The 25423-nt window shown below is 58.9% G+C and carries 19 protein-coding genes and 3 tRNA genes; 13 read left to right on the forward strand and 9 right to left on the reverse strand.

Annotated elements, in window-relative coordinates:
* Window positions 1–616 (reverse strand): helix-turn-helix domain-containing protein (locus BN1137_RS17235; RefSeq protein WP_050719776.1); only part of this gene is annotated, 616 nt, incomplete at its 3' end.
* A gap of 170 nt (window positions 617–786) precedes the next feature.
* A complete protein-coding gene (locus tag BN1137_RS17240; protein ID WP_050719777.1) occupies window positions 787–1692 on the reverse strand; it encodes a LysR family transcriptional regulator in 906 nt (301 codons plus the stop codon).
* A gap of 100 nt (window positions 1693–1792) precedes the next feature.
* Between BN1137_RS17240 and BN1137_RS17245 the strand changes: the two genes are divergently transcribed.
* The 3 genes from BN1137_RS17245 (at window position 1793) to BN1137_RS17255 (ending at window position 5215) form a co-directional block, all read left to right on the forward strand.
* On the forward strand, window positions 1793–2431 hold the full coding sequence (locus BN1137_RS17245) for an NAD(P)-dependent oxidoreductase (protein WP_050719778.1): 639 nt from the start codon (window positions 1793–1795) through the stop codon (window positions 2429–2431).
* Window positions 2432–2831: 400 nt separating this feature from the next.
* A complete protein-coding gene (locus BN1137_RS17250; RefSeq protein ID WP_050719779.1) occupies window positions 2832–3881 on the forward strand; it encodes an isopenicillin N synthase family dioxygenase in 1050 nt (349 codons plus the stop codon).
* A gap of 170 nt (window positions 3882–4051) precedes the next feature.
* The gene (locus BN1137_RS17255; RefSeq protein ID WP_050719780.1) at window positions 4052–5215 is read left to right on the forward strand and encodes a trans-sulfuration enzyme family protein; all 1164 of its coding nucleotides are present in this window, start codon (window positions 4052–4054) and stop codon (window positions 5213–5215) included.
* A gap of 223 nt (window positions 5216–5438) precedes the next feature.
* Here BN1137_RS17255 and folD read toward each other — a convergent pair whose 3' ends face one another.
* Complete coding sequence (gene folD, locus BN1137_RS17260; protein ID WP_050719781.1) at window positions 5439–6296, reverse strand: bifunctional methylenetetrahydrofolate dehydrogenase/methenyltetrahydrofolate cyclohydrolase FolD; 858 nt, start codon at window positions 6294–6296, stop codon at window positions 5439–5441.
* 204 nt (window positions 6297–6500) lie between these two features.
* On the opposite strand from folD, the gene BN1137_RS17265 reads away from it, so the two are divergent.
* The 4 genes from BN1137_RS17265 to katG all read left to right on the forward strand — a co-directional run bounded on the left by BN1137_RS17265 (window position 6501) and on the right by katG (window position 9844).
* Window positions 6501–6577, forward strand: a tRNA-Pro gene (locus BN1137_RS17265).
* Window positions 6578–6614: 37 nt separating this feature from the next.
* Window positions 6615–6691: transfer RNA gene (locus BN1137_RS17270), tRNA-Arg, on the forward strand.
* Window positions 6692–6741: 50 nt separating this feature from the next.
* Window positions 6742–6817, forward strand: a tRNA-His gene (locus BN1137_RS17275).
* A gap of 849 nt (window positions 6818–7666) precedes the next feature.
* The gene (gene katG / locus BN1137_RS17285; protein ID WP_050719783.1) at window positions 7667–9844 is read left to right on the forward strand and encodes a catalase/peroxidase HPI; all 2178 of its coding nucleotides are present in this window, start codon (window positions 7667–7669) and stop codon (window positions 9842–9844) included.
* 192 nt (window positions 9845–10036) lie between these two features.
* Here katG and BN1137_RS17290 read toward each other — a convergent pair whose 3' ends face one another.
* The gene (locus tag BN1137_RS17290; protein WP_050719784.1) at window positions 10037–10798 is read right to left on the reverse strand and encodes a COG4705 family protein; all 762 of its coding nucleotides are present in this window, start codon (window positions 10796–10798) and stop codon (window positions 10037–10039) included.
* Between the two features lie 295 nt (window positions 10799–11093).
* Here BN1137_RS17290 and BN1137_RS17295 point away from each other — a divergent pair, with 295 nt between their 5' ends.
* From BN1137_RS17295 to BN1137_RS17310, 4 genes are all read left to right on the forward strand, one after another.
* Window positions 11094–12722 carry a phosphoethanolamine transferase gene (locus BN1137_RS17295; protein ID WP_050719785.1) on the forward strand — a complete coding sequence of 543 codons (1629 nt, stop codon included), beginning with the start codon at window positions 11094–11096 and terminating at the stop codon, window positions 12720–12722.
* Window positions 12723–13240: 518 nt separating this feature from the next.
* A complete protein-coding gene (locus BN1137_RS17300; protein ID WP_050719786.1) occupies window positions 13241–13771 on the forward strand; it encodes a phosphatase PAP2 family protein in 531 nt (176 codons plus the stop codon).
* 633 nt (window positions 13772–14404) lie between these two features.
* On the forward strand, window positions 14405–15922 hold the full coding sequence (locus BN1137_RS17305; RefSeq protein ID WP_050719787.1) for a DUF1254 domain-containing protein: 1518 nt from the start codon (window positions 14405–14407) through the stop codon (window positions 15920–15922).
* 75 nt (window positions 15923–15997) lie between these two features.
* Window positions 15998–17239 (forward strand): DUF1254 domain-containing protein, encoded by a 1242-nt coding sequence (locus tag BN1137_RS17310; protein ID WP_232306963.1) that lies wholly within the window; start codon window positions 15998–16000, stop codon window positions 17237–17239.
* Window positions 17240–17537: 298 nt separating this feature from the next.
* Here BN1137_RS17310 and BN1137_RS17315 read toward each other — a convergent pair whose 3' ends face one another.
* The 5 genes from BN1137_RS17315 to BN1137_RS17340 form a co-directional block, all read right to left on the reverse strand.
* A complete protein-coding gene (locus BN1137_RS17315) occupies window positions 17538–18971 on the reverse strand; it encodes a 6-phospho-beta-glucosidase (protein ID WP_050719789.1) in 1434 nt (477 codons plus the stop codon).
* A 13-nt stretch (window positions 18972–18984) separates the two neighbouring features.
* Window positions 18985–20493 (reverse strand): PTS transporter subunit EIIC, encoded by a 1509-nt coding sequence (locus tag BN1137_RS17320; protein WP_050719790.1) that lies wholly within the window; start codon window positions 20491–20493, stop codon window positions 18985–18987.
* 118 nt (window positions 20494–20611) lie between these two features.
* Window positions 20612–21370, reverse strand: coding sequence for a MurR/RpiR family transcriptional regulator (locus BN1137_RS17325; RefSeq protein ID WP_050719791.1), 759 nt, complete (start codon window positions 21368–21370; stop codon window positions 20612–20614).
* Window positions 21371–21790: 420 nt separating this feature from the next.
* A complete protein-coding gene (locus tag BN1137_RS17335; RefSeq protein WP_050719793.1) occupies window positions 21791–22555 on the reverse strand; it encodes a DeoR/GlpR family DNA-binding transcription regulator in 765 nt (254 codons plus the stop codon).
* A gap of 29 nt (window positions 22556–22584) precedes the next feature.
* Window positions 22585–23391 carry an HAD family hydrolase gene (locus tag BN1137_RS17340; protein WP_050719794.1) on the reverse strand — a complete coding sequence of 269 codons (807 nt, stop codon included), beginning with the start codon at window positions 23389–23391 and terminating at the stop codon, window positions 22585–22587.
* A gap of 189 nt (window positions 23392–23580) precedes the next feature.
* Between BN1137_RS17340 and BN1137_RS17345 the strand changes: the two genes are divergently transcribed.
* Both BN1137_RS17345 and BN1137_RS17350 read left to right on the forward strand, forming a co-directional pair.
* Window positions 23581–24735, forward strand: coding sequence for an MFS transporter (locus BN1137_RS17345; RefSeq protein WP_050719795.1), 1155 nt, complete (start codon window positions 23581–23583; stop codon window positions 24733–24735).
* 30 nt (window positions 24736–24765) lie between these two features.
* Window positions 24766–25284, forward strand: a complete 519-nt coding sequence (locus BN1137_RS17350; RefSeq protein ID WP_198150660.1) for a phosphoribosyltransferase — start codon at window positions 24766–24768, stop codon at window positions 25282–25284.
* The last annotated feature ends 139 nt before the right edge of the window (window positions 25285–25423 follow it).

Raw genomic sequence — 25423 nt, forward strand, 5'->3', positions numbered from 1 at the left:
CCGCCGACACATCCACCACCCCCAGCAGCTCGCTTGTCACCGGCAAGCCTGCCGCTTGGGCCGCGCGCCAGATGGCGGGCACCGTCCGATGGAAATCGGGATCCTCTGCAAACAGCCCCCGGATCTCCCCCTTGACCCCATGCAGCACGAAGCCGGGTCGGCTCTCGACCCGCAGCTGCACCCATTTCGGGGCGCAGGCCTGCGGTGTTTGGGCACATACCAGCGGCATGGACAGCCCCAACCGCTGCCCCCGCTTGCGATAGGCAAGGGGCGAACAGCCAAAGTGCTGCTTGAAGGCGCGACTGAAACTCACCTCAGAGCCAAAGCCATAACAGAGCGCCAGATCCAGCACCCGCTGCCGGCCCGAGAGCAGCGCCTCAGCCGCCAGACTCAGCTTCAACTCGCGCACATAGTGAGCCACCGTCAGCCCGGTTTCGTGCTGGAATACCCGCTGCAACTGCCAGCGCGACCAGCAGCTCTGCTCCGCCAGCTGCTCCAGGGAGAGGGGCTCATCCAGATGGGTATGGATGTAGTCGAGCACCCGCTCGATGCGGGTGAAATGGGGGCGAGCCGCCGACGCTGGGCTGGGCTGGGGGAGGAATATGGATGCGGTCATGATGGAGTCTCTGCCTGCGAAGGTTCAGCCTCCGTTCAGGGAGTGCACATTAAACATGGCCGCCGCGCTGGCGGCAAGCCCTCTACAGGCCGCTCTCCAGCCAGCCATGACGCCGCCGTGTTTCAATTGACTGCCTCCTCTTGGCCATTCGAGCCCTGATGGTATTCACCTCAGGGTCGGGACGGCGCGGCCCCCTGCCCCTCGTCAAAATGGCGACGCAGGGCGGCTATTACCCGCCGCACCTTCTCCGGGATCTCCCGCTGGGGGGTGATGGCATGGATCTCCATGGGGGGCACCCGAAAGCCCGGCAGCAGCTCCAGCAGCAGGCCGGTGGCGAGATCCTCGGCGATCTCCCCCTCCGGTTGCAGCGAGATGCCCTGCCCCGCCAGGGTGAACTGGCGCAGGGGCAGCACGTTGTTGCACAGCACCCTGGGCTTGGGCCTCACCTTGTGAGACTGCCCCTTCTCATCGAGCAGCATCAGTCCCCCGCCGAGCAGGTCCGACGCCAGCCAGTCATGGTCCAGCAGATCCTCGGGGCTCCGCGGGGTGCCCTTGCGGGCGAGATAGGCCGGCGAGGCGCAGAGCAGCATCCGGGTCTGTCCCAGCCGGCGCGCCACCAGGCTCGAATCCGACAGGCTGCCGACCCGCAGCGCCACGTCGATGCGCTCGGCAATGAGATCCCGCTTTCCATCGTCGGCGATGATCTGAATGCACAGGCCAGGATGGGCCTGCAGCAGCGGCGACAGCGCCCGTGCCAGGGGTTGGCCGGCCATGCCCACCGGGGCGGTGATGCGCACCTCGCCGAGCAGGCTGTCGCGCACCTCGGACAGGCGCAGCTCAGTCTGATTGAGTGTCTGTTGCAGGGCCTGGCAACCCTGCCATACCACCTCCCCCGCCTCTGTCAGGTTGAGGCGACGGGTGGAGCGGTGCAGCAGGGTGAGACCGAGCTGGCCCTCCAGCTGGCTGATGTGCTGACTGACGGCGGAGGGAGTCATGCCGAGGGCCTTGGCGGCGCCTGTCATGCTGCCCGCCTCCACCACGGCGGCGAAGATGGCGTAGCGTCTTAGCTGATCCATTATTAAACCCAGCTTATAAGTGAATGCATTTTATAGTGGATTATTAAATCATATTCGGGGGCGTAGGATGACCCCATTCCAACAGTGAAGGAGAATCCCCATGAAAATTGCCCTGATCGGTGCCAGCGGTTTTGTCGGCGCAGCCATCCTCAACGAAGCGGTCAACCGTGGCCACAGCGTCACCGCCCTGGTGCGCGATGTGAGCAAGATAGCGCCCCATCCCCAGGTCCGCGCCGTGGCGGTGGACGCCCAGGACCCCAAGGCCCTGGCCGAGGCACTCAAGGGACACGATCGGGTGATCAGTGCCTACAACCCGGGCTGGAGCGTGCCGGACATCTATGAGCAGTACCTCAAGGGTGCCAACGCCATAGTCCACGCGGCCGTGGCGGCAAACAGCTGGCTGCTGGTCATCGGCGGCGCCGGCAGTCTGGAGATTGCCCCCGGCGTGCAGCTGGTGGATACCCCGGACTTCCCGGCCGAGTGGAAGCAAGGGGCGCTGGCCGCCCGCGATGGCCTCACGGCGCTGCGCCGTGAAACCGCCCTCGACTGGCGCTTCGTCTCTCCCCCTGTGTTCCTCGAGCCCGGTGAGAAGCGTGGCGGCTACCTGCTCGGCGGCGATCAGGTGCTGTTTAGCGGTGACAAGCCCGCCGGGATCAGGGTCGGCGATCTGGCCGACGGGGTGATGAACGAGGTGGATCAACCGGCTCACCTGCGCCAGCGCTTCACCCTGGGCTACTGATAGTCGCAAGCTCATCGACCGCCCCGCCACAGGCAGCTAAAAACACCATAATAACGAGGGAGGCTGATGCCTCCCTCGTTATTTTTATCTTCCAGCAGCAGGTTTCTCTGCCTCAATCCCCCCTGTCAGCCAAAGCGTCCGGTGCCAGGCTCACACGGAGGCGAGCCGCGCCTATCCTGGCCTCAAGGCCGCTCAAGCCATCCCCTCCCGAACATAAAACGAATTCTATTTCGATTTTTGTATATAACTAAGAATAATTCGTTGCTTTGCCGTTATAACTCCAAATCGTAGTATCACCTCAAGCCAGTGGCTTACCGCTCGAGTCCGGCCTCAAGGCCACCGGCGGCGCACCACTACAACGGGACAAGACGTCCGGATCTGACCGCGTGAGGAGATGCATATGGAAAACGTATCACTGCCCATCATCGATTTTGCCGCCCTGAGTGGCACCCCAGAGGCTCGTCGCCAGATGTTGGCCACACTCGGCCAGGCGGCGCGGGAGGTGGGTTTCTTCTATCTGACCGGCCATGGCCTGAGCGAGGCCGATCAGAAAGCGACCCTAAGGCTGGCGGCGCGCTTCTTCGCCCTGCCGGAGCAGGAGAAACGCAGCGTGCAGATGGTGCACTCCCCTCATTTTCGCGGTTACAACCAGGTGGGGGCCGAGCTGACTCGCGCCAGACCGGACAGGCGTGAGCAGTTCGATATCATGGGTGAGGAGGCGGCGATCGGTGCAGATGCGCTGCACCAGCCCTGGCAACGGCTGACCGGCCCCAACCAGTGGCCCGCCGCCCTGCCGGAGATGAAGACGCACCTGCTGGATTGGCAGGCACGCCTCACCGACATCACCCTGGGCCTGCTCTCGGCCTTCGCCGAGGTGCTGGAGCAGCCGGCAGACGTGTTCGATGCCAGCATCCGCGGCGCCCCCTATCAGCACATGAAGCTGATTCACTACCCGGGCCGGGAAGTGGGCAGCAGCGACCAGGGGGTCGGCGCCCACAAGGATCCGGGCTACCTGACCCTGGTGATGCAAGACGATCAATCCGGCCTGGAAGTGGAGACGGCAAATGGCTGGATCTCGGCGCCGCCCTTGGCGGGGGCCCTGGTGGTCAACATCGGCGAGCTGCTGGAGCTTGCCTCCAACGGCTATCTCAAGGCGACCCTGCACCGAGTGGTGAGCCCGCCGCCCGGCGTCTCGCGCCTCTCCTGCGCCTTCTTTATGGCGGCGAGGCTTGATGCGACCGTGCCGCTGCTGTCCCTTTCACCCGAGCTGGCGGCCCAGGCGCAGGGGCCCGAGAGCGATCCCACCAACCCGCTCTTTTATCAGGTGGGAGAAAACGTGCTCAAGGGTCGGCTGCGCTCCCACCCGGACGTGGCGGCGCGGCACTATGGGGAGCCAAACGGCCTGGTGCAAGGGATACAGAGCAAGGCGCAAGAGCCTGTGCCAGCCTGATGAAGAGAAGTGTCAAAATAGAGGCACAGACATGTATTTAAGCGGGGCGCCATCGGGGCGCCCTTGCGGCTCGGTAAGCGGCCACAAGCAAACCCGCTCACTGATGCCGAGCGAGTCATTACCCAACACAGCACAAGCGTGCCAGTACCCTGGCACGACGGAGAAAAACAATGAAATTCAAGACCATGAGCGTGCACAGCGGCCAGCGTATCGATCCCCAGACCGGCGCCCTCACCACCCCGCTCTACCAGAGCAGCACCTTCAGCTACTTCAATGCCCAGGCGGGCAAGGAGCGCTTCGCAGGCCAGGCCCCCGGTTTCATCTACAGCCGCTTTGGCAACCCCACTACGGCGGAGCTTGAGCAGAAACTGGCGGCGCTGGAAGGGGCCGACGAAGCGCTGGTGCTGGCGAGCGGCATGGCGGCGGTGAGCGCCATCATGTATGCCCTGGCGGACAGCGGCGACGAAGTGGCCTACATAGGCCCGCTCTACGGCGGCACCGATGCCTTCTTGAAGCAGACCTTCAGCCGCGCCGGCATCCGAGTCACCGCCTATGAGAGCGATCAAGATCTGCTGGCCAACATCAATCCCGCCACCAAGGTGGTGCTGTTCGAGACGCTGACCAACCCCACCCTCAAGGTGGTGGATCCGCGCATAGTCGTGCAGGCGGCCCGCAAGGTGGGCGCCATCAGCGTCTGTGACAACACCTTCCTCACCCCCTATCTGCTGCGTCCGCTGGAGCTTGGCATCGACATCGTGATGCACAGCGGCACCAAGTACCTCGGCGGTCATGGCGACATCATCGCCGGGGTGGTGGCCGGCTCCCATGCGCTGATGAAGTCCATCCGCACCGTGGCCCTCAAGCACATCGGCTCCCCCATAGGCCCGCAGGAGGCCTATCTGCTGCAACGCGGGGTCAAGACCCTGCCCCTGCGCATGGATGCCCATCTGCACAACGCCCAGAAGGTGGCCGACTTCCTGGCCGCCCACCCGGCGGTGAAGAAGGTGATCTACCCGGGTCTTGCCAGCCACCCGGGTCACGACGCCCTCGGCGCCTTCGCCAGCGGCTTTGGCGGCATGGTGAGCATAGAGCTGGAAGGAGGCTTTGCACGCTGCGCCACCCTGCTCGACAACCTGCAGCTGTTCGTGCAGGCGGTGAGCCTGGGGGATCTCGAGAGTCTGGCCTGCCATCCGGCCAGCACCACCCACGCTGCCATGGACGAGGCGAGCCGCCTCGCCGCCGGGGTCAATGACGATCTCATTCGCTTCAGTATCGGGGTGGAAGACGCAGACGATCTGATCGCCGATCTGGCGGCGGCGCTGGCGCTGATCTGACCTTAAACGCCTTGCCGGAGCCGTCCCCGACGGATGTCGAACGCAAGGCGGGTGAAGGCACAGAAAACAAAAAGGGAAGGCTCAGCCTTCCCTTTTTTATATCGATAAATTCGTATTTATCATGACAACAAGCCATAGAATGATGCGTAAACAGCACAGTTTGTTGCCATAAAACACCGGAGGAGGATGGGTCGACACCCAACCTCACCTTCTACCTGCTGACTCAGGCGTCGTGATAGTCCTGGCAGGCGCTCAGGGTGTTTTCCATCAGGCTGGCCACCGTCATGGGGCCCACGCCACCGGGTACCGGCGTGATGAAGGCGGCATGACTGCGCGCCGTTTCAAACTCCACGTCCCCGACCAGGGAGCCATCGGCCAGACGGTTGATGCCCACATCGATCACCAGGGCGCCGGGCTTGACCCACTCACCCGGGATGAAGTTCGGCTTGCCCACCGCCACCACCAACAGATCGGCGCGGCGCACCTGGGCCTCCAGATCCTGGGTGAAACGATGGCAGGTGGTGGTGGTACAGCCCGCCAGCAGCAGCTCCAGGGTCATGGGGCGGCCGACGATATTGGAGGCACCGACCACCACCGCATGCAGACCGTGGGTCTTGACGCCGGTTGCCTCGATCAGGGTCATGATGCCCTTGGGAGTGCAAGGGCGCAGGGCCGGAATGCGCTGGGCCAGACGGCCCACGTTGTAGGGATGAAAACCATCCACATCCTTGTCGGGACGAATGCGCTCGAGCAGCTGGGTGGTGTCGCAATGGGCCGGCAGGGGCAATTGCACCAGGATACCGTCCACCTCTGCGTCGTCATTGAGCCGGTCGATCAGCGCCAGCAACTCTTCCTGACTCGCATCGGCGCTGAGATCATAGGAGCGGGAGATGAATCCCACCTCTTCACAGGCCCGGCGCTTGCTGCCGACATAGACCTGAGACGCCGGATCCATCCCCACCAGGATCACCGCCAGCCCCGGCGCCCGTTTACCCAATGCCAACCGCTGTTGGACCTTCGCAGCGACCTGACTGCGAATCGTTTGCGCAACCTGTTTTCCATCAATGATTTTGGCAGACATCGTTCTTCACTCACCATGTGTTCAACTGCCGCGTATTGTCGCATTTTTTTGGCACGGGTGTTAGCGGCTCGCGCTGGGCGGGCAATAAGTAGGCATTTGAATTTACTGACGGAAAAAGTCGTTGACGCTGCGTTTGCCGCTTGGGTATGATGCCCGCCCGTTGCCCATGAGCCTCGCTCTGGGTATGCTGGACAGATAATTTTTCGGTGATTAGCGCAGCCCGGTAGCGCATCTGGTTTGGGACCAGAGGGTCAAAGGTTCGAATCCTTTATCACCGACCATGTTCATCGATGAGTCGCAGTGACTGGTCGATACAGAGCGCCCTTAGCTCAGTCGGATAGAGCAACGGCCTTCTAAGCCGTGGGTCGCAGGTTCGAATCCTGCAGGGCGCACCATTAATGTGATCTCTCCGTCAGGGGCGATGATGTTAACGGCAATTTCAGTGGTGGCTGTAGCTCAGTTGGTAGAGTCCCGGATTGTGATTCCGGTTGTCGTGGGTTCGAGCCCCATCAGCCACCCCATTATTCTGTTTGCGCTGCTCGCAGCCAACAGCGGTCAGCCAGACTGACCCCATGCGCCTCGTGTGCATGTACTCAAAACCGGCCTAGTGCCGGTTTTTTGTTTTTGGCGCTTGGGGCCACACATCCAGCCGGCCATGATCCGTCTCCCTCCTCTCCATTACCCTGCCGTTTCTTTTACTTTTTCTTCTACCCAGATACCCAGACCCTTTTGCTGTTTGCTTGCTCTGTGCGGCTTCTTTATCTGCTTGCTGGTGGCATCCCTTACCACCAATGCACCTGTTCCCCCCCGAATGTCAGCCAGGTCAACCTGACCGCCAGGCCAGATCGCACATCTCATCTGCCAAAAGATGAATAAAATATCCAACAATTCATGCGGTTAACACCAAGTTCACAGAACTGAACGACGGCAGCCCACACGCAGGCCATATCCCCGATCACCATGATGTAGCGCAAGTTTTACCGTGCAACCCTGTGATACTGATGAAGAAGTGAATAAAAAATCCGGTTTGCCATCCTCTGTGCACATTGCCTGCAGCAGGCCCCTTTTTGGGGCAAAGAGGCGTCGTCACTGACAATGAGATTGGGGCGCCAACGCTCAACCGCCGGAAATTGGCGGGGGCCATCACCACCAGGCAAGTGTAAATATATTGTTAAAATAGATAGGCTTAATCCATTTCTTCACGAATCATGCATGTCGTGGATGAACAAGATTATGAAAAATAAGGATTAATTGAGTGCAGGCTGGTCAAGGTACGGCGAGCGCTGCGAAATAGGCTCACATAGCAAAGTGGAATTTTTCCGCATACTAAGGAGTCAGCTTTGCAAACGAAAGGCCAAGGAGAGACTGAGATGAGTGAAGAAAGCAAATGCCCCTTCAACCACACCGCCGGCGTCGGCAGGACGAACCGCGACTGGTGGCCAAATCAGCTGCGGCTGGATCTGCTGCATCAGCATTCCGCCAGCTCCGACCCCATGGGTAACGATTTCAACTACGTCAAGGCGTTCGAAAGCCTCGACTACAAGGCTCTCAAGAGAGACCTGGTCAAGTTGATGACCGACTCGCAAGAGTGGTGGCCAGCGGACTTTGGCCACTACGGCCCCCAATTCATCCGCATGGCCTGGCACGCCGCCGGCACCTATCGCACCACCGATGGTCGTGGCGGTGCCGGTCGGGGCCAGCAACGCTTCGCCCCCCTCAACAGCTGGCCCGATAACGTCAACATCGACAAATCGCGCCGCCTGCTGTGGCCCATCAAGCAAAAATACGGCAGCCAGATCTCCTGGGCCGATCTCTTGATCCTCGCCGGCAACGTGGCGCTGGAATCCATGGGCTTTCGTACCTTCGGTTTCGGCGCAGGCCGGGCCGATGTGTGGGAGCCGGATCAGGATGTGAACTGGGGCGATGAGATCGCCTGGCTCGGGGTCGATCCCGATCGGGTCAAGGGCGATCGCGAGCTCACGGCCCCCTTCGGCGCCACCCACATGGGGCTTATCTATGTCAACCCGGAGGGACCGAACGCCAGCGGCGACTACATGGAGGCGGCCAAGGACATCCGCTCCACCTTCGGCCGCATGGCCATGAACGATGAAGAGACCGTCGCCCTCATCGCCGGTGGTCACACCTTCGGCAAGGCCCATGGCGCGGCGCCGGAATCCCACAAGGGGCCCGAGCCGGAAGCGGCACCGCTGGAGGCGCAAGGGCTGGGCTGGATCAGTGACTACGGCAGCGGCCACGGCAAGGACACGGTATCGAGCGGCCTCGAGGTCACCTGGACCAAAACTCCGGCCCTTTGGAGCAACAACTTCTTCGAGAACCTGTTCAAGTTCGAGTGGGAGCTGACCAAGTCACCGGCCGGCGCCAAGCAGTGGGTCGCGAAAGATGCCCCGGACATCATCCCGGATGCCCATATCCCGGGTAAATTCCACAAGCCGACCATGCTGACCACCGATCTGACCCTGCGCTTTGATCCCGAATTCGGCAAGATCTCCCGTCACTTCTATGAGGATCCGCAAGCCTTCGCCGACGCCTTCGCCCGTGCCTGGTTCAAACTGACCCACCGCGACATGGGCCCGGTAGCGCGCTACCTGGGGCCGGAAGTGCCGAAAGAGGAGCTGATCTGGCAAGATCCCATCCCCGCCGTCAATCACCCGTTGGTGGGTGAGAAAGAAGTCGCGGCCCTCAAGGAGAAGATCCTCGCCGCCAAGCTGTCGGTCGCCGAACTGGTGTCGACCGCCTGGGCATCGGCAGCCAGCTTCCGTGGCTCCGACAAACGCGGCGGTGCCAACGGTGCTCGCATCCGGCTCGCGCCGCAAAAAGATTGGGCGGTCAACCAGCCGACTCAATTGGCAAAAGTATTGAAGGTGCTCGAAGGCATCCAGGCTGACTTCAACAAGCAAGCCAAGGGTGGCCAGCAGGTCTCCCTCGCCGACCTCATCGTGCTGGCGGGCGGTGTTGGCATTGAGCAAGCGGCGAAGAAGGCCGGCAGCACAGTGACTGTGCCATTCCAGCCCGGTCGTATGGATGCCTCTCAGGCGCAGACCGACGTCGAGGCGTTCGCCGTGCTGGAGCCCCTCGCCGATGGCTTCCGCAACTATCTGGGTGGCAGCTATGTGGAGCTCTCCGAGGCCATGCTGGTCGACAAGGCGCAGTTGCTTACCCTGAGTGCTCCCGAGATGACGGTGCTGGTGGGCGGTATGCGCATGCTGGGTACCAACGCAGGTTCTCAGCACGGTGTCCTGACCGCACATCCCGAGGCGCTCTCCAACGACTTCTTCGTCAACCTGCTCGACATGGGGACCGAGTGGAAGCCGGTTGCCGGCGTCAAAGGGATATACGAGGGGAGCGATCGCAAGAGCGGCAAGGCCAAGTGGACGGGCAGCCGGGTCGATCTGCTGTTTGGCTCCAACTCCCAGCTGCGGGCGTTAGCCGAGGTCTACGCCAGTGCTGACGCGAAAGATAAGTTCGTGAAAGACTTCGTGGCGGCCTGGACCAAGGTGATGAACCTGGATCGCTTCGACCTCGCCTGAGGCTGAAAGCATAACGACTGACGCTCCGCTGTCTGCGAGTGGCCTTGGTGGCCAACACTGACATCGGAGCGTTTCTTTTTGTGGTTCTGCCAGAGAGGCCGATGAATAGCGTTTCTCTTTTATGCCTCTGCTTCCTTGCCCCTTATTCCCCGTCCCCGCTCGTCCCTCATGCTCATGAGGATGGGATACAACTTACTCCTTCTGTTTTTTCAGGGTCAGGTAGCCCACCAGCAGAATGATGAGCATAAAGAAGACTTCACTGACCAGGGTCACGCCGTAACCCAAACCGCCGTGCTTCACGGACTGGGACAACAGATCTCCCACCGAGGCCCCCAGTGGTCGGGTCAATACGTAGGCTATCCAAAACGTCAGCACAGTGTTCATCTTGAAGAGGTAATGCGCCAGGGCCGTCAGCGCTATCAGACCACCAAACAGCATGGTCGAGTTGGCGTAACCAATGTCCATTCCCTCCGCGACCCAGTCACCGGCGGCCGTGCCCAGTGCAAAGGTCACCAGAATAGCGAGCCAGTAGTATTGCTCCCGCTTGGGAGTATTGATCGAGCGAATGGACAGGGTCCCTTCGTGGCGATACCAGATGGTAAAGGTCACCAATAACAGCAGGGTAAATACCGAGGTCGACAACCAGAGCGGAATACCAATCTGATCGGTCAGATTATCCGTCAGCAGGGTCCCAAATATACTGACCATGACCACGGCCAACCAATATCGCCAGGGTTCATAGCGTCCCCATCGCATTTGCACGTTGAGCGCAATAATTAATACGCCGCCCATCAGCAGGGAAGTCAGCGTCAACCCGAAATGCAAATTGAAGATCAAATAATCGGCGGCAGTTTCACCGACGGTGGTCGACATCATTTTAATTATCCAGAACACCAGGGTGATTTCCGGCACCTTGTTAAATATGGATGGCTCCTCCAGCAATCGCGTTTTCATCTTCCTACCCCAAACGCCCCATAATGTAGGCTGACTGTGGACAGGGAAACTTAAGATTGCATTAAGCTTCCCCCTCGCTTTCATTATTTTTTGCATCCTGCGGCAGAAAAATAATGCCGATGGCCTCATCAGCGATATTTCTTGTTTGGGGCCGAACATCTTAACCCTTTCTTAAGATTGGGACGGCATGCTCAGCGTTATGTGAGGGAAGATCCTCGCCCCGTCTTATCAGGATGAACGACGGGAAACAGCCGCCCCTGGGGCTGCCGGTCATCAAGAGTGCAGGAGTCTGGTTATGCGTTTTCGTCTAGGGGTGATGAAGGTCAACCTGTTATTGGTGCTACTGTTTGCCCTGGTCTTCAACTGGCCGATATTCCTGCATTTTTATACGATTCTTATCGCCCTTGAACACGTCAAGCCGGGCTTTGTCATCACCATTCCCTTGGTGCTGCTGGCCGCGCTCAATGCGGTATTTTTACCCTTCACCTTTCGCTATCTGCTCAAGCCGTTCTTCATTTTGCTGATATTGACCAGCTCCATCGTCAGCTACGCCATGCTCAAGTACGGCGTGGTCTTCGATGCGGGCATGATGAAAAACATCATCGAGACCAACCGGGGGGAAGCCAGCGCCTACCTCAACGGCGTGGTCGTACTCTGGTTCCTGCTGACCGGCATTCTGCCAACCCTGTGTCTGTTATGGATCGACATCGAGTACCCACGTCCCTGGTACAAGGGGCTGGGGATGCGCCTTGGCAGCATCGCCCTGTCACTGATCTTCGTGCTGGGGGTGGCCGCACTCTACTACCAGGACTACGCCTCGGTCGGGCGCAACAACCATACCCTGAACAAAGAAATTGTGCCGGCCAACTATGTCAGCGGCCTGTTCAAGTACATCAAGAATGATCTGCTGGCGACGCCGCTGCCCTATCGGCAGCAGGGCACCGATGCCCGGGTGGTGGACAAGAGCGACAAGCCCACCCTGATGTTCCTGGTGGTGGGCGAGACGGCGCGCAGCAAGAACTATTCACTCAACGGCTACGCACAGCCGACCAACGCCTTCACCGCCAAGATCCCCGAGCTGGTCTCCTTCAAGGATGTGCGCTCCTGCGGCACTGCCACGGCGGTGTCCTTGCCCTGCATGTTCTCCAGCCTGACGAGACAGGACTATGACGAGACAGTGGCCAAGAGCCAGGATGGTTTGCTGGATGTATTGCAGCACGCCGGGGTGGCCATTTTGTGGAAGGATAACGACAGCGGTTGCAAGGGGGTCTGTAACAACGTGCCCACCATCAAGATTGAGCCCACTCAATACCCCGATTACTGCGAGGGCGACAGCTGTCACGACGAGGTGCTGCTGCAAGGGCTGGATCAGCAGATCGCCGGGATGGCGAAGGGCAACAAGCTGGTGGCCTTTCATCTGATGGGCAGCCATGGCCCGACCTATTACCAGCGCTACCCCGCCGCCGATCGGGTTTTCCTGCCGGATTGCCAGCGCAGCGATATCGAAAACTGCAATCAGCAGGAGCTGGTCAACACCTATGACAACACCATCCTCTACACCGACAAGGTGCTGGCTCAGCTGATCAACAAACTCAAGACGCTGGAAAGCCAGTACAACGTGGGGCTGATCTATCTGTCCGATCACGGCGAATCCCTCGGTGAGATGGGGCTCTACCTGCACGGTACTCCCTATCAATTTGCACCGGACGAGCAGACCAAGATCCCCTTTATGAGCTGGTTCTCAGCTCAGTTGCAGCAGGATCGGCGGCTGGATCTGCGTTGCCTGCAACAAGAAGCGGATGAAAAGCGCTTCTCCCAGGATAACCTGTTCCACTCCATGCTCGGCATCATGAATGTACAGACTCAGGTCTACCAGGGAGATCTGGATATGTTCAAGTCATGCCGCACTCATCAAGGAAAATAACCATGCGTCCCTGATAGCAATATATTACCCTGTTATCGGATACCTGAAATCAGGGACGGATTATTGTCAGATTTAAAATAGGGCGTCAGTCGATGGTTGGCAGCATTGATACATCCGGCTAACGCCAATATAAAGTATCTCCTATCGCACAAATTTAAATGTCGCGTTAAAAATAACGCCCACTCACAGCCCTCTTTACGCCAACAGGAGAGAGGGTTTTATTGTTTTTATATTTTCAATAAAAAACATACTACTTAATAGATAAGTATCCGCCGTCGCCTCACTAAAACATCCTCTATCGCTAAGTTCAAAAAGATCAACCTCAATTGAGGGGGGCTCTGATAAATATTTTTATCCGATATTTTTGAGTTCACACCAGATATTAATTAACTATTAAATTTCATCTCAGATAGTACATCCATTAAGTGATGGTAGCCGTCTCGATTATTTATCCAACGAGATAACTACTGCGCATGGAGATATATCGCCAGCGAGCGATAGCAATAAGGATGTTGAAGATGAAAACAATCACTGGTGCCATATTGTGTTGCTGCGCCCTGAGCCAATCGGTGCTTGCCAAGAATGCCTTTGAAACCTATGGCGACATAGGCCAGTTCGCCATTCCCGCCATTGCGGCCGGAATAGCCTGGTCCAAGGACGACTATGAGGGGCTCAAGGAATTTGGCTACTCCATCGCGGCGACGGAGGCCACTGTCCTCATCCTCAAAAACACGGTAGATGCCACCCGCCCCAATGGCAGCCCTCAAAGTTTTCCTTCCGGACACACCGCCTGGGCATTCAGTGGCGCCAGCTACCTGCACATGCGATATGGCTGGGAATATGGTCTGCCCGCCTATATCGCCGCCGGTGCCGTGGGTTGGTCACGGGTCGACGCCGATCAACACTATTGGCGGGATGTCATCGCCAGTGCGGTGATCGCCACCGGTTTCAGCTACATCTTTACCACCCCGCAGCGGCAACAAATGGTGTTCTACCCGACCATCATGAGCGATGGCGCCCAGGGCGTAGCATTCAGCTATCGCTATTGAACGTCTCAGCCATCAGTGCCGTCACGGATCATGCCTGGCGGCGGCTCTGCTCACGGCCGTTATCCCAAGCCAGTGCGTTAGCCAACGCTCTCCCGCCCCAGGTGATGATGTCGCCCGGGGCTTTCTCACAGGCAAACCCGGAGCGCTGGTTTGTTCGATACACGTTCCCCGATCGCTGTGCTGGCGCAGGCTGATTTTCCCTGCCAGCCATCCCTTGCACTGAAGCACCGCCGTTTCTGCCAAGAGCTCGGCCCATCGCTGGATAATCGGTTGCCCCCACCTTCTCAGCATCCACGCCCGTCTGCGGGCCACGAGTCAGTGTCTGTCGCGGAGGAAGACAGACGGCAGCAACTTCGGCCGTGCTAGCCCCTTGGTGGTGGGCTGAAGTGAGCGCTCATGATATTGATAGACAAGATATTTGACGGTCAGATTGCAGCCGCGCCAGCAATGCGGTTCGGGCCGCCTGGATATGGGCACAACCTCGCGCCAGCCCGATTTTCCAGGCATGCCGTTGTGGCATATGGCGGCATCGCTTCGATTGCCATCCTCGTCATTTCCGCTCGTTCCTCACTAAAAACCCATCTACAATCATGGCGATAACGTTGAGGACGCCGACATCAGCAAGGGAGCATTATGCCTATCACACGCAGAGAGTTTTACAAGCTGGCACTGGGATCCGCCGTCGGTCTGACGGCCTTGAGGCTCCCCACACCGGCGTTTGCCGAGGGGCTGTCACTGAAGACACCGCTGCGCCACGGCGCAGGTCAGCCAGGGGAAACCGAAGGGGGCCTGCCCCCGGCTGGCGCCGTCAGCTCAATCGATGATTTCGAATATCAGATCGCATACCAGCGGGCCTTCGAGGCCGTCTTGTGGAACATGCCGGCGGTCGCCATCTATAGCTTCAGACGCGCCGCCTTCGAGCATCTGGGCTTAAAAGACAACGACATCATCGCCTATGCCAAGCCCGCCACCCCGCATCTCGAGGCCATCACGGCCAACAGCACCACCCCCTACATCACCGCCTTCACCGACTTGCAACGCGGCCCTACCGTGCTTGAAGTGCCCGCCGCGGGGCCAGATGGCAGCCTCTATGGGCAAATAGTCGACGCCTGGCAGTTCACTATCGCCGATGTGGGCCCGGCGGGGCTCGACAAGGGCAAGGGCGGCAAGTTTTTGCTGACACCGCCCGGCTACAGCGAGCCGATCCCGGCCGGCTATCTGCACGTTCCGTCACCGAATTTTCGCGTGGCCTTTGCCTTTCGCTCCGTGCCGGCCCCCGGCAAATCGACGGAGGATGCCTATCACTACTCCAAGCGCCTGCGCATGTATTACCTCTCCGAGGCGAGCAATCCGCCGACCCAGCGCTTCGTCGATCCTGGTAACAAGCGCTACCCCACCCTGCCCTACTACGACGAGCGCCATTTCGACGATCTGAATGCCATTGCCAGCGTCGAGCCCGTGCGCGAGCAGGACAAGGTGATGATGGGGATGCTCTCCTCCCTCGGCATTGGCCCTGGCCTCTCCTTCAAGCCCGATGAGAAGCGCAAGAAGGCGCTGCGCCAGGCGGCCATCGATGCCTGGTTCTACATGCAGCATTGGTACGACAATTTCCCGAAAGAGAAGCTCTACTGGCCTGACCGCCACTACGCCTCGCTGTTGCAGGCCGATGACAACAAGACCTTCACCTTCATCTATGCGGATCGCATCGATCTCATCAACCGGGCCGCCGAGTACTTCTGGTGTACCTATATGCCCAAGGTGCTGAGCGATACCCCGGCCACCCAGTACCTGATGTGCCTCGCGGATAACCACGGCAAGCTGCTGGAAGCGGGGCAGCTCTACCAGCTCACCATCCCGGCCAGGATGCCGGTCAAGCAGTTCTGGGCACTGACGGTCTACAACCGCGACACCATGTCCTTTATCTACAGCGAGAGCGGGCGTACCACCCTCTCCTCCTACGATCTCGACAAGATGAGCAAGAACCCGGATGGCAGCATCACCCTCTATGTGGGCCCCAAGGCCCCGAGCGGGCTGGCCAACAACTGGATCCCTACCAGCGGCAAACGGCCGCTGCCGGCCATGCGTTTCTATGGCCCGACCGAGGAGCTGAACCACAAGACCTTCAAGCTGGCGGATTTCGAGCGCGCTTAAACCATGAACAGGAGTGGAGCATCGATGAGAAAGTTATCCCTTGCGGCAGTGTTATGTATCGCAGCCATGCCTGCCATGGCACAAATCACTGATAAAATGGCACAAGATGCCTATATCTACGGCTATTCCATGGATGAGGCCTACAAGTTCTTCTATGAAACGGCGGTCAAGACCGATACCCCGCTGAACCGCTTCCAGAACATTCGCCACCTGGCGGACGATACCTACACCGATCACCCGACCATCAACAACGATACCCTGCACCTGCAGGGCTGGCTGGATCTCAGTGCGGAGCCGGTGATCATCAGCGTGCCGGACATGGACAAGGGCCGTTACTGGATCCTGCACACCATGGACATGGGCCATTACACCACCTCGATGATCGGCTCCCGCACCCACGGCACCAAGGGGGGTCACTTCATGTTTGCCTCCCGCAGCTGGAAAGGCGAGACACCGGCCAGCGTCACCGAGGTGATCCGCGTCGACTCCGACATCCTCAAAGTGATGGGCCGCATCATGGCCACCAGCAAGGAAGACGAGAAGATCGCCCTTGGCTACATGGATGACTGGAACGTGCGCACCCTGTCGGCCTATCTCGGCCAGCCAGGGCCCAAAGCCACCGAGCACAAGTGGCCGGATCCGGCCACCACCAACTGGCTGCAGCGGGTCAACTTCGTCTTGTGTCAGGGGGACATGGGCACCGCCGACAAACACTGGCTGGCGCAATACAAAGAAACGGGTCTGGCGCCCTGCAACACCAAGCTGAGCGCGGCGCAAATGGCCGCGGCGAAGCAAGGCGAGAAACAGGGCTTGGCATATCTCAACGCGCTCTTGCCCAAGATGACCAGCTCGGAAGGGCTGCTCGGCACCCGGGCTGAGCTGCAGAACCAGAAGCGCGATCTGTTCGCCGAAGGCACCCTGATCGGGCAATGGGGCCTGCCGCCGGAAGAGTCTGTCTATCTGCAGGCGATCAAGGGCGCCGATGGCCAGAGCATCAATGGCGCCAACAGCAAGCAATACCGCATGCACTTCAAGGCGCCCGAGGTCAGCCAGTTCTGGTCCTTCACCGTCTATGGCACGGATAACAAGCTGATGGCCCATAACGCCATCAACCGCCACAGCCGTGGGGATCGCACCCTCAAGCCGGGTCCGGATGGTATGTACACCATAGAGCTCAGTGCCAAGGGGGATGCCAATAACGCCAACTGGCTGCCTATTCCGGAGAAGGACGCCTATATCATCATGCGACTCTATGGCCCGAACAAAGCCATTCGCGAAGGCAAGTACCCGATGCCGGTGCTGGAAGTAGTGAAATAGTGCATATAGGCTGGCAGCCCCTATCCGAGAGGGGATGGCAGATTCAGGCAGCGGATAAGCTGTATCAGGCAGTGCGCCCAAAACAAAAAACCGACCCTAGGGTCGGTTTTTCTTATTGCGGATAAGGGCGGGATCCACGGCTCGACAAATTCGGTGTCGACATGTCGCTCAGCTCTTTCATGGCGAGATATTACACTGTATTTATATTAAAATACCTGCATAACCACATAGCTAAACGACACTTTACGGTACCAGTAACAGGTTTTATTTAATGCAGGCAGCATATTGAATCACCCCATTATAGCGTCTCGCCGTTGCTGGCGATGACTCGGCGATACCAGTCGAAGCTGCGCTTCTTGCTGCGCGCGAAGCTGCCGCTGCCGTCATCGTTCTTGTCCACGTGGATAAAGCCGTAGCGCTTGCTGTATTCACCTGTGGTGAAGGAGACACAGTCGAGGCATCCCCAGGGGGTGTAGCCCATGACATCCACCCCGTCCTCGACGATGGCGAGCTTCATCTGTTCGATATGGGCGCGCAGGTAGGCGATGCGGTAGTCGTCGTCTATCTCCCCTTGCTCATCCTTCTGATCCCGCGCCCCGAAGCCATTCTCGACGATAAACAGCGGCTTCTCGTAGCGGCCATAGAGCAGGTTCAGGGTATAACGCAGCCCGACCGGGTCGATTTGCCAGCCCCATTCGGAGGCCTGCACATGGGGGTTCGGCACGCTGCCCTCAAAACCCGACAGGGCGGTACCCGTGCCGGCGCCGTGCGCCCGCACCGCGTTGCTCATGTAGTAGCTGAGCCCGATATAATCGGCGCAGCCCGCCCGCAGAGCCTCTTCATCTCCCGCTTCCATGACGATCTGATAGCCCTTGCGCTGCCACTCCTTGCGGATATAGGCGGGGTAATGGCCACGCATGTGCACGTCCCCGAACAGGAAGCGCTCGCGCATGGCGATTTCCGCATACATCACATCGTCCGGGTGGCAGGAGTAGGGATAGAGCGGCACCATGGCCAGCATGCAGCCGATCTGCAACTCCGGGTTGATCTCATGGCCCAGGCTGACCACCTTGGCACTCGCCACGAACTGGTGGTGCAGCACCTGGTACATGCACTCTTCCGGGTTCGGCTCCTGGTTGTAGATGACCCCGGAGCAGCAGTAGCCAAACAGCGGCACCTTCCAGTTGCGCTGGTTGTTGATCTCGTTGAAGGTCATCCAGTATTTGACCTTGTGCTGGTAGCGGCGCAGCACCACTTCGCTAAAGCGCACGAAGCAATCCAGCACGGCGCGGCTCTTCCAGCCGCCGTACTGGGTCACCAGGTGATTCGGCATCTCGAAGTGAGAGAGCGTGATGACGGGCTCGATGCCGTGGCGCAGCAGCTCATCGAACATATCGTCATAAAAGCGCAGCCCCGCCTCGTTCGGCTCGGCTTCGTCCCCGAGCGGGAAGATACGCGACCAGGCGATGGAGGTACGAAAACACTTGAAGCCCATCTCGGCAAAGAGTGCGATGTCGTCTTTGTAGCGGTGGTAGAAATCCACCGCCTCGTGGTTGGCGTAGCGACGGCCTTCTTCAATCTGGTCGGTGATGACGCGCTCCACCCCGTGGGCGCCGCTGGTGAGCACATCGACGATGCTCAGCCCCTTGCCACCCTGATCCCAACCCCCTTCTACCTGGTGGGCGGCGACCGCCCCCCCCCACAGAAACTCTTTAGGCAATGCGTTGTTCATGACTTGTCGCTCCTTATACGGCTTCGGATGTCAGCGGCTGGGGTTGGCTGACGTCGGCATCGGTCTGAAAGCCCGCCATCCAGGAGAAGATGACGCCCAGGGTAAAGGCGACGCCGATGGAGAGCAGGAAGCCCAGGAACTGGGCCATGTGCCCCTCTTTGAAGAACACCGGCAGCACGGCGATGCCGGGGAGGCAGTAACTCCAGGAGACAGCATTGAAAGCCCCCGCCACAGTGCCGCCGATGGCACCGGCCAGACAGCCGCAGATGAGCGGGCGCTTGAAGCGCAGAGCCACCCCGTAGATGGCGGGCTCGGTGATGCCAAACAGGGCGGTCACGCCAGCCGAGAGGGTCATGCTTTTGAGCTCAGGATCTTTTGCCTTGAAGTAGACCCCGAACACGGCGCCGGCGATGCCAAACACGGCGGAGGCTTGCAGGCCGGTGAAGGTGTCATAGCCCAGGGTGGCGTAGTTGCCGACCGTCACCGGGGTGATGCCCCAGTGTACGCCGAGCGTCACCAACGGAGTCCAGACAGCGCCCACCACGAAGCCGGCGATGGACGGGCTCAGGTGATAAAGGGTGTTGTAGATGCCACCGATGGCGCCACCGATGAGGTTGCCGATGGGGCCGAAGGCCAGCAGGGTCAGGGGCACCATGATGGCGAGGCAGAACATGGGGGTAAACAGGTTGCGCACCACCACCGGCAGGATCCGCTCGAAGAAGCGCTGCACATAGGACATGGCCCACACCATCAGGATGATGGGGATCACCGAGGCCGTGTAGCTCAGATACTGCACCGGCAGACCGAAGAAGCTGAGTGGCGCGCTGTTGAGCGGCACCCCCACCAGGTTGACGATGGCCTCGTTGATGACCGGATTCTCCATCGCCGACTGCATCAGCGCCTGCACCGCCGGATCCGCGGAGTTCGCGAGGATGATTTTGTTCGCGGTGAGCATGTTCATGTAATCGGGCGACACCAGAGCGCAGGCGGCGATCACGGCGGTGAAGGGGTTCACGTTGAACTTCTTGGCGGCGGTGAAGGCGACCATCACCGGCAGGAAGGTAAAGCCGGTCCAGGAGACGAAGTTGAGGATGCGGAAGGTGCCGCTGGCGGGATCCATCCAGCCGATGGCGGCGAAGAAGGAGATGAGCCCCTGCAACACGCCGCAGGCGGCCAGCGGGTAAAGGAAGGGGGCGAAGATACTGGAGATGATATCCATCAGGTGGTTCACCATGCCCACCTTGGGCGCATCGATCGCAGCGTTCTCGTCGATCTGCACCAGTTTTTGCACTTCCCGGTAGGCATCCCCGACATGGTTGCCGATCACCACCTGCAGCTGACCGCTGGACTCGATGACGGTGATGACCCCCTGCACCCGTTTCAGCACCTCCTTGTCGACCTTGCCCATCTCTTTTAAGACAAACCGCAGCCGGGTGGCGCAGTGGGTGACGCTGATGACGTTGCCGTCACCACCAATCAACTCGACGATCTGTTTCGCCGAGTCAGCATAGTTAATTGCCATAATGTTCCTTCCCTGCCATCTATTAATTAATATCGAAACAATTCAAATGTTGTGAATCGATGGTAGGGAAAGCACTCATCCTTGTCACGATATAACAAAATTCAGCTGGTGTTACTTGTTACATAAAAGACACACCCTGTGACACTTCGGCACTTATCTTGTTTGCCAACTGGCGACCAATGGATTCGATAATATATATCACCGGCACCTGGGTGGTAATATCATATTCATTGTCGACCACCAGCCGCGCCGCATGATATGAAATATTGAAATCCGCCATCTGGGCCAGGGTGGATTTATTATCGCTGGTAATAGTGATGAGCTTGCAGTGATGAAACAGGAACTGCTTCGCCAGCTTGACTATCTCGGTGGTCTCCCCGGAGACCGAGAGCACGATTGCCACCGCCTGCTTGTACATGTCGGTGTTGACCGGGTAGTAGGGATCGTCGATGTGGTTGCTGAACTTGCCGATGTTGGAGAAGAAGCGCGCCCCGTAGCGCCCCAGCGTGCCCGAGCTGCCCGCCCCCACGAAGATCACCCGCTCGGCCCCGGCGATCTGCTCGGCGGCGCTCAGGATCAGGGCATCGAATTCGTCGTTGTTGATGCTCTTGAAAAAAGAGAGAAACTCGTTGGCACCGTGCGGCAGGGATATTTCGCCGCGCTTCTCGGCATTCATTTTCAGATAGGCTTTAAATTCCGCGTAACCGCTGCAATTCATCTTCTTGCAGAAGCGTAATATGGTGGCGGTCGACACATCACAGGCTTCGGCCAACTCCCTGACCGTCATATAGATAACAGTCTGATGATGTTTCATCACATAGTTATACACTTTAAACTCGAAGGTATTTAATGTTGAAACCAACTGATTATTAAACATGGTAATTCACCGAGCGCAGCCGCGTCCTTATTCAGGATAATGTCACGCAGTGTAACAAAAGGAGCAAACCGGTCGAGGAAGGATAAATCTAAAGGCTCGAACTGTGATAACTATCACAATCGGGTCGGCAATCTATTCACGTATCTGCCCAGGGCTTCCATGAGAGAAGGGATATTAAGGCTCTGCATGGAGCCTAACTTTTGGCGGGTGTCACCCTGTCTCTTGCCGGGCAGCAATATCAGGTTCTCGGCGAGCGCCTCCCGCCACTGGGTCAGCAGGCTTGTCCCATGCATACAAGGCCAGCAGGGAGTGCGCGTACTTCTCTATTTCTCCCGCAAGGAGCCTGAGCGCAAGGTTCCGCCAGTGGATGAACGTATCCATTCGTTATACCTCTCTCGATGGCAGCAACACGGCCCTCTGTTATCCGGCCGTGATGACGGTGCAGCCAGATGCCTCGAAATGACTCATCAGGACGGCGTCCTGCCGGCTGCAGATCAGGTAGTCCAGCTCACTGGATTGCAGGAAGGGGTAGGACGCCAAGGATTCTATCTTGTCGTCATTGCAGAGCACCGCCAAGGATCCCGAGCGAGAGGCCACCCGCCGCTTGAACTCGCTGTCCTGATAGTGGATGGCACTGAACCCCAGATCCGAGGACCAGGCGCACACCCCGAGGAAACAGAGATCGAAGCGGAACTTGTTGATGGACTCCGCCGCCGTGATATCGACGGCGCCGCCAACCATATAATCCAGCTCACCGCCGATCAGGACTGTCCTGATGCCCTTTCGCTCCAAGAGCCGCACGGCAATGGCCGGGCTGTTGGTCACCACGGTCAGACCCAGCTGCTCGGGCAAGATGGCAGCCAAGGACAGGTGGGTGCTGCTGGCATCGAGGAAGATAAGCTGATCCTTCTTTATTATCTTCAATGCCGCCAGGGCCAGCGCCTGCTTCTCGTTGACCTGGTTCTTGCTGCGCTCCGTCAGGGTACTGGTCTGCGGCGACAGCGAGATCGCGCCCCCATGGATGCGCTTGCACTGCCCCTCATCGGCCAGATAACGCAGGTCGCGCCGGATCGTCGCCTCTGTGGTGCCGAGCTGTGGCGCCAGATCGGCCGCCATCACCTTGTGGTGTGATGCCAGCAGATCCAGGATCAACAGCTGCCGCTCTTCCAGTGAATACTTTTCCATAGGTCACTCTGTGCCTTCAGGTGGTGGTGCTAGCCATGACGTTGCAGGGCGAGCAGTTGCAATATGGTGTGCATGACGGCGTCTTCGTCATTGGAGCGGGTGATGAAATTGGCCGCCGCCTTGGTCTCATCGCAGCCATTTCGCATCGCGAAGCTGAGATCGGCGCAGCCCATCAGCTCGACATCGTTGAGCCCATCCCCAAATACCAGGGTTTCATGCTTGCCAGCCCCGACCAGCGCCTGCAGCCTGGCCACCGTCGTGCCCTTGTGCACCCCCGCATTGGCGATATCGATCCAGTTCTTCTCGGACACCACTATATAGGCATCATCATTGAAGGCATCGAGCTCGCCTCTTATATCCGGGCAGCGACCCTGCTCGTCATAGACGGTGATCTTCACGAAATCGGCGCTGATCTCGTTAAAATCACTGACGGTTTTGACCTTGCTGTAGGAGCGGCGCACCAACTCTTTCAGGTGGGGTTCGATATCCTCTCTGATGAAGGCGAACTCGGGGGTGCAGGCGATGGTGATATGCGAGCCTGGCACCCGCGCAAGCTGCGCTATGATGGCCAGCCCCAGGCTGTTTGGTAACAGCGACTGATAGACATAGCGACCCCGATGCTTGATGCGAGTCGCGCTGTCGCCCAGGATCCAGAAGTTCGCACTCTCCTCCCCCAGCAGCTCCTCGACCCTGTCCACCTGCTTGCCGGTGCAGGGCGCAAAATGCACCCCTTGCTGCTTCATGGCACTGACGACCTCGGAGAAAAGCGCCCGGTTGTAGTCCCCCCGGCTGTTGAGAAAGGTCCCGTCCATGTCAGTAATAATCAGCTTAATCATGACCTTACCTTTATTTTCATCACCATCGTGACCACTATATCATCACCATGAAATGAACACAAACAAACACCACATTGAAATTTAATGTTCATTTTTGTTCACTTGTGTCATCTTGATGCTCGCCGCATTCGCCGCCCATCCCGGTGAATGGGCGTATCCCTTTGTTTAGTAAGTTATTCAGGAGTCACCATGCTGTCCGCACTGGCCATGAAGCTGCCGCACATCGACAGGCTGGCCACGAGAGCCACCTTCTTCTGCTCGGGGTTTGCCACCGCCGCCTGGGCATCGAGCATCCCCTTCATCAAGCTCAATGTGCAGCTCAGCGACGGCGCCATGGGATTGATGCTGCTCTGCCTGGGAGGCGGCGCCCTGATCGGCATGCCTGTCTCCGGTATCTGTACCAGTCGATTTGGCTGTAAAAAGGTGCTGATAGGCGCTGTTTCTGCTATCGCCCTGCTGTTGCCACTGCTGATCCTGGCCACCTCCCCCTCGGTATTGGCCATCACCCTGGTGCTCTATGGCATCAGCATCGGGACCACGGGCTGTACCATGAACATTCAGGCCATCGCCGTGGAAAAGGAGGCCAACAAGCCGCTCATGTCCGGCTTTCATGGCTTCTACAGCCTGGGCGGCATGATGGGGGCCTTCGTCCTGACCCTGCTATTGACCGCAGGCATCACCCCCCTCGCAGCAACCGGGATCACCTCATCCTTGATCATGGCGCTGCTGATCTTGAGCACCCCGGGATACAGCACCCAAGTCGTCTCTCAACGCGGCCCCTACTTTGCCATGCCAAGAGGCCCGGTCTTTATCATCGGCATCGTCTGCTTCGTCTTCTTCCTGGCCGAAGGCACAGTGCTGGACTGGAGTGGCATCTTTTTAAATGAGTACCGCGCCATCCCTGCCAGCGCCGCCGGCATGGGCATAGTGTGCTTCTCCATTGCGATGACCCTGGGGCGCCTGTTGGGAGACGCCATCCTCGCCCGCCTGGGAGCCAGAGCCGTGGTCACCCTGGGGTCACTCATCGCCATCAGCGGCTTTCTTATCAGCCTGTCACTGCCCTATTGGCAAACCGCACTGCTGGGCTATGCGCTCATCGGAGTGGGCTGCTCGAACATAGTGCCCATCATGTTCTCGGCCGCGGGCAGACAGCAGGTCATGCCTGGCCCCCTGACCATCACGGCGGTGTCCAGCCTGGGTTATATCGGCGTGCTCTCAGGCCCCGCCATCGTCGGCTTTGGCGCCGAACTATCAGGATTGCCGGCTGCGCTCTACGGCGTCGTCTTGCTGGTAACGCTGGCCTTGCTGCTCAGCAAGCGAGTGCGGCTGGCGTCCGCCGCCTGAACTGATGCCATCAATTTGTCTGGAGGAACGATGAGAAACCCTATTTTCGGCGAAGTGGTACTGCATAAGCAGGATATAGAGCTGGGGGTCGAGGTGATCGCCAAGCGACTCAACGAGCGATTCAAGGAGGCGGTGGTGATAACCGTGGTACCGGGGGGCATGCTGTTCACGGCGGATCTGGTCAGGCGGCTCGAGTTTGATATCGTCATGGATTATATCTCCTGCCCCCACACCCCGGGTGAGCGCCATAACGATTCCAGCATCGTCTTTCACGACAATATCGGCATCCAGGGCAGAGACGTCATCCTGATGGACGATGCCATCGAATCCGGCGGCACCATGAAGCGAATTGTGGCGCATTTGCACAGCGCCTATTCCCCGGCCTCACTCTCTATCGCGACCCTGTTTGTAAAACCGGGCCGCGTCGATATTCCGGCTGAGCAGTTTTATGCCTATGAGATGGCAACCGATGAGTTGCTGGTGGGCTACGGACTGCCTTGGGAGCACAAGTACAGAAATATTCCCTATATCGCCAGGCTGAAGAGATAACGGAGCGGCCAATCTGCCCCTTGCGCTCGCCCCCCACGGCAGCCTGTGGCTGCCCAGAAGGGTTATCCTGCCCTCCTGTCGAACCAGGGTTCCGAGCCGACAATCATCGGATAAAACAAAAGGGCCTGTCTTTCGACAG

Origin of the sequence: Aeromonas tecta (genome assembly GCF_000820185.1) — a bacterium.
GTDB lineage: Bacteria > Pseudomonadota > Gammaproteobacteria > Enterobacterales > Aeromonadaceae > Aeromonas > Aeromonas tecta.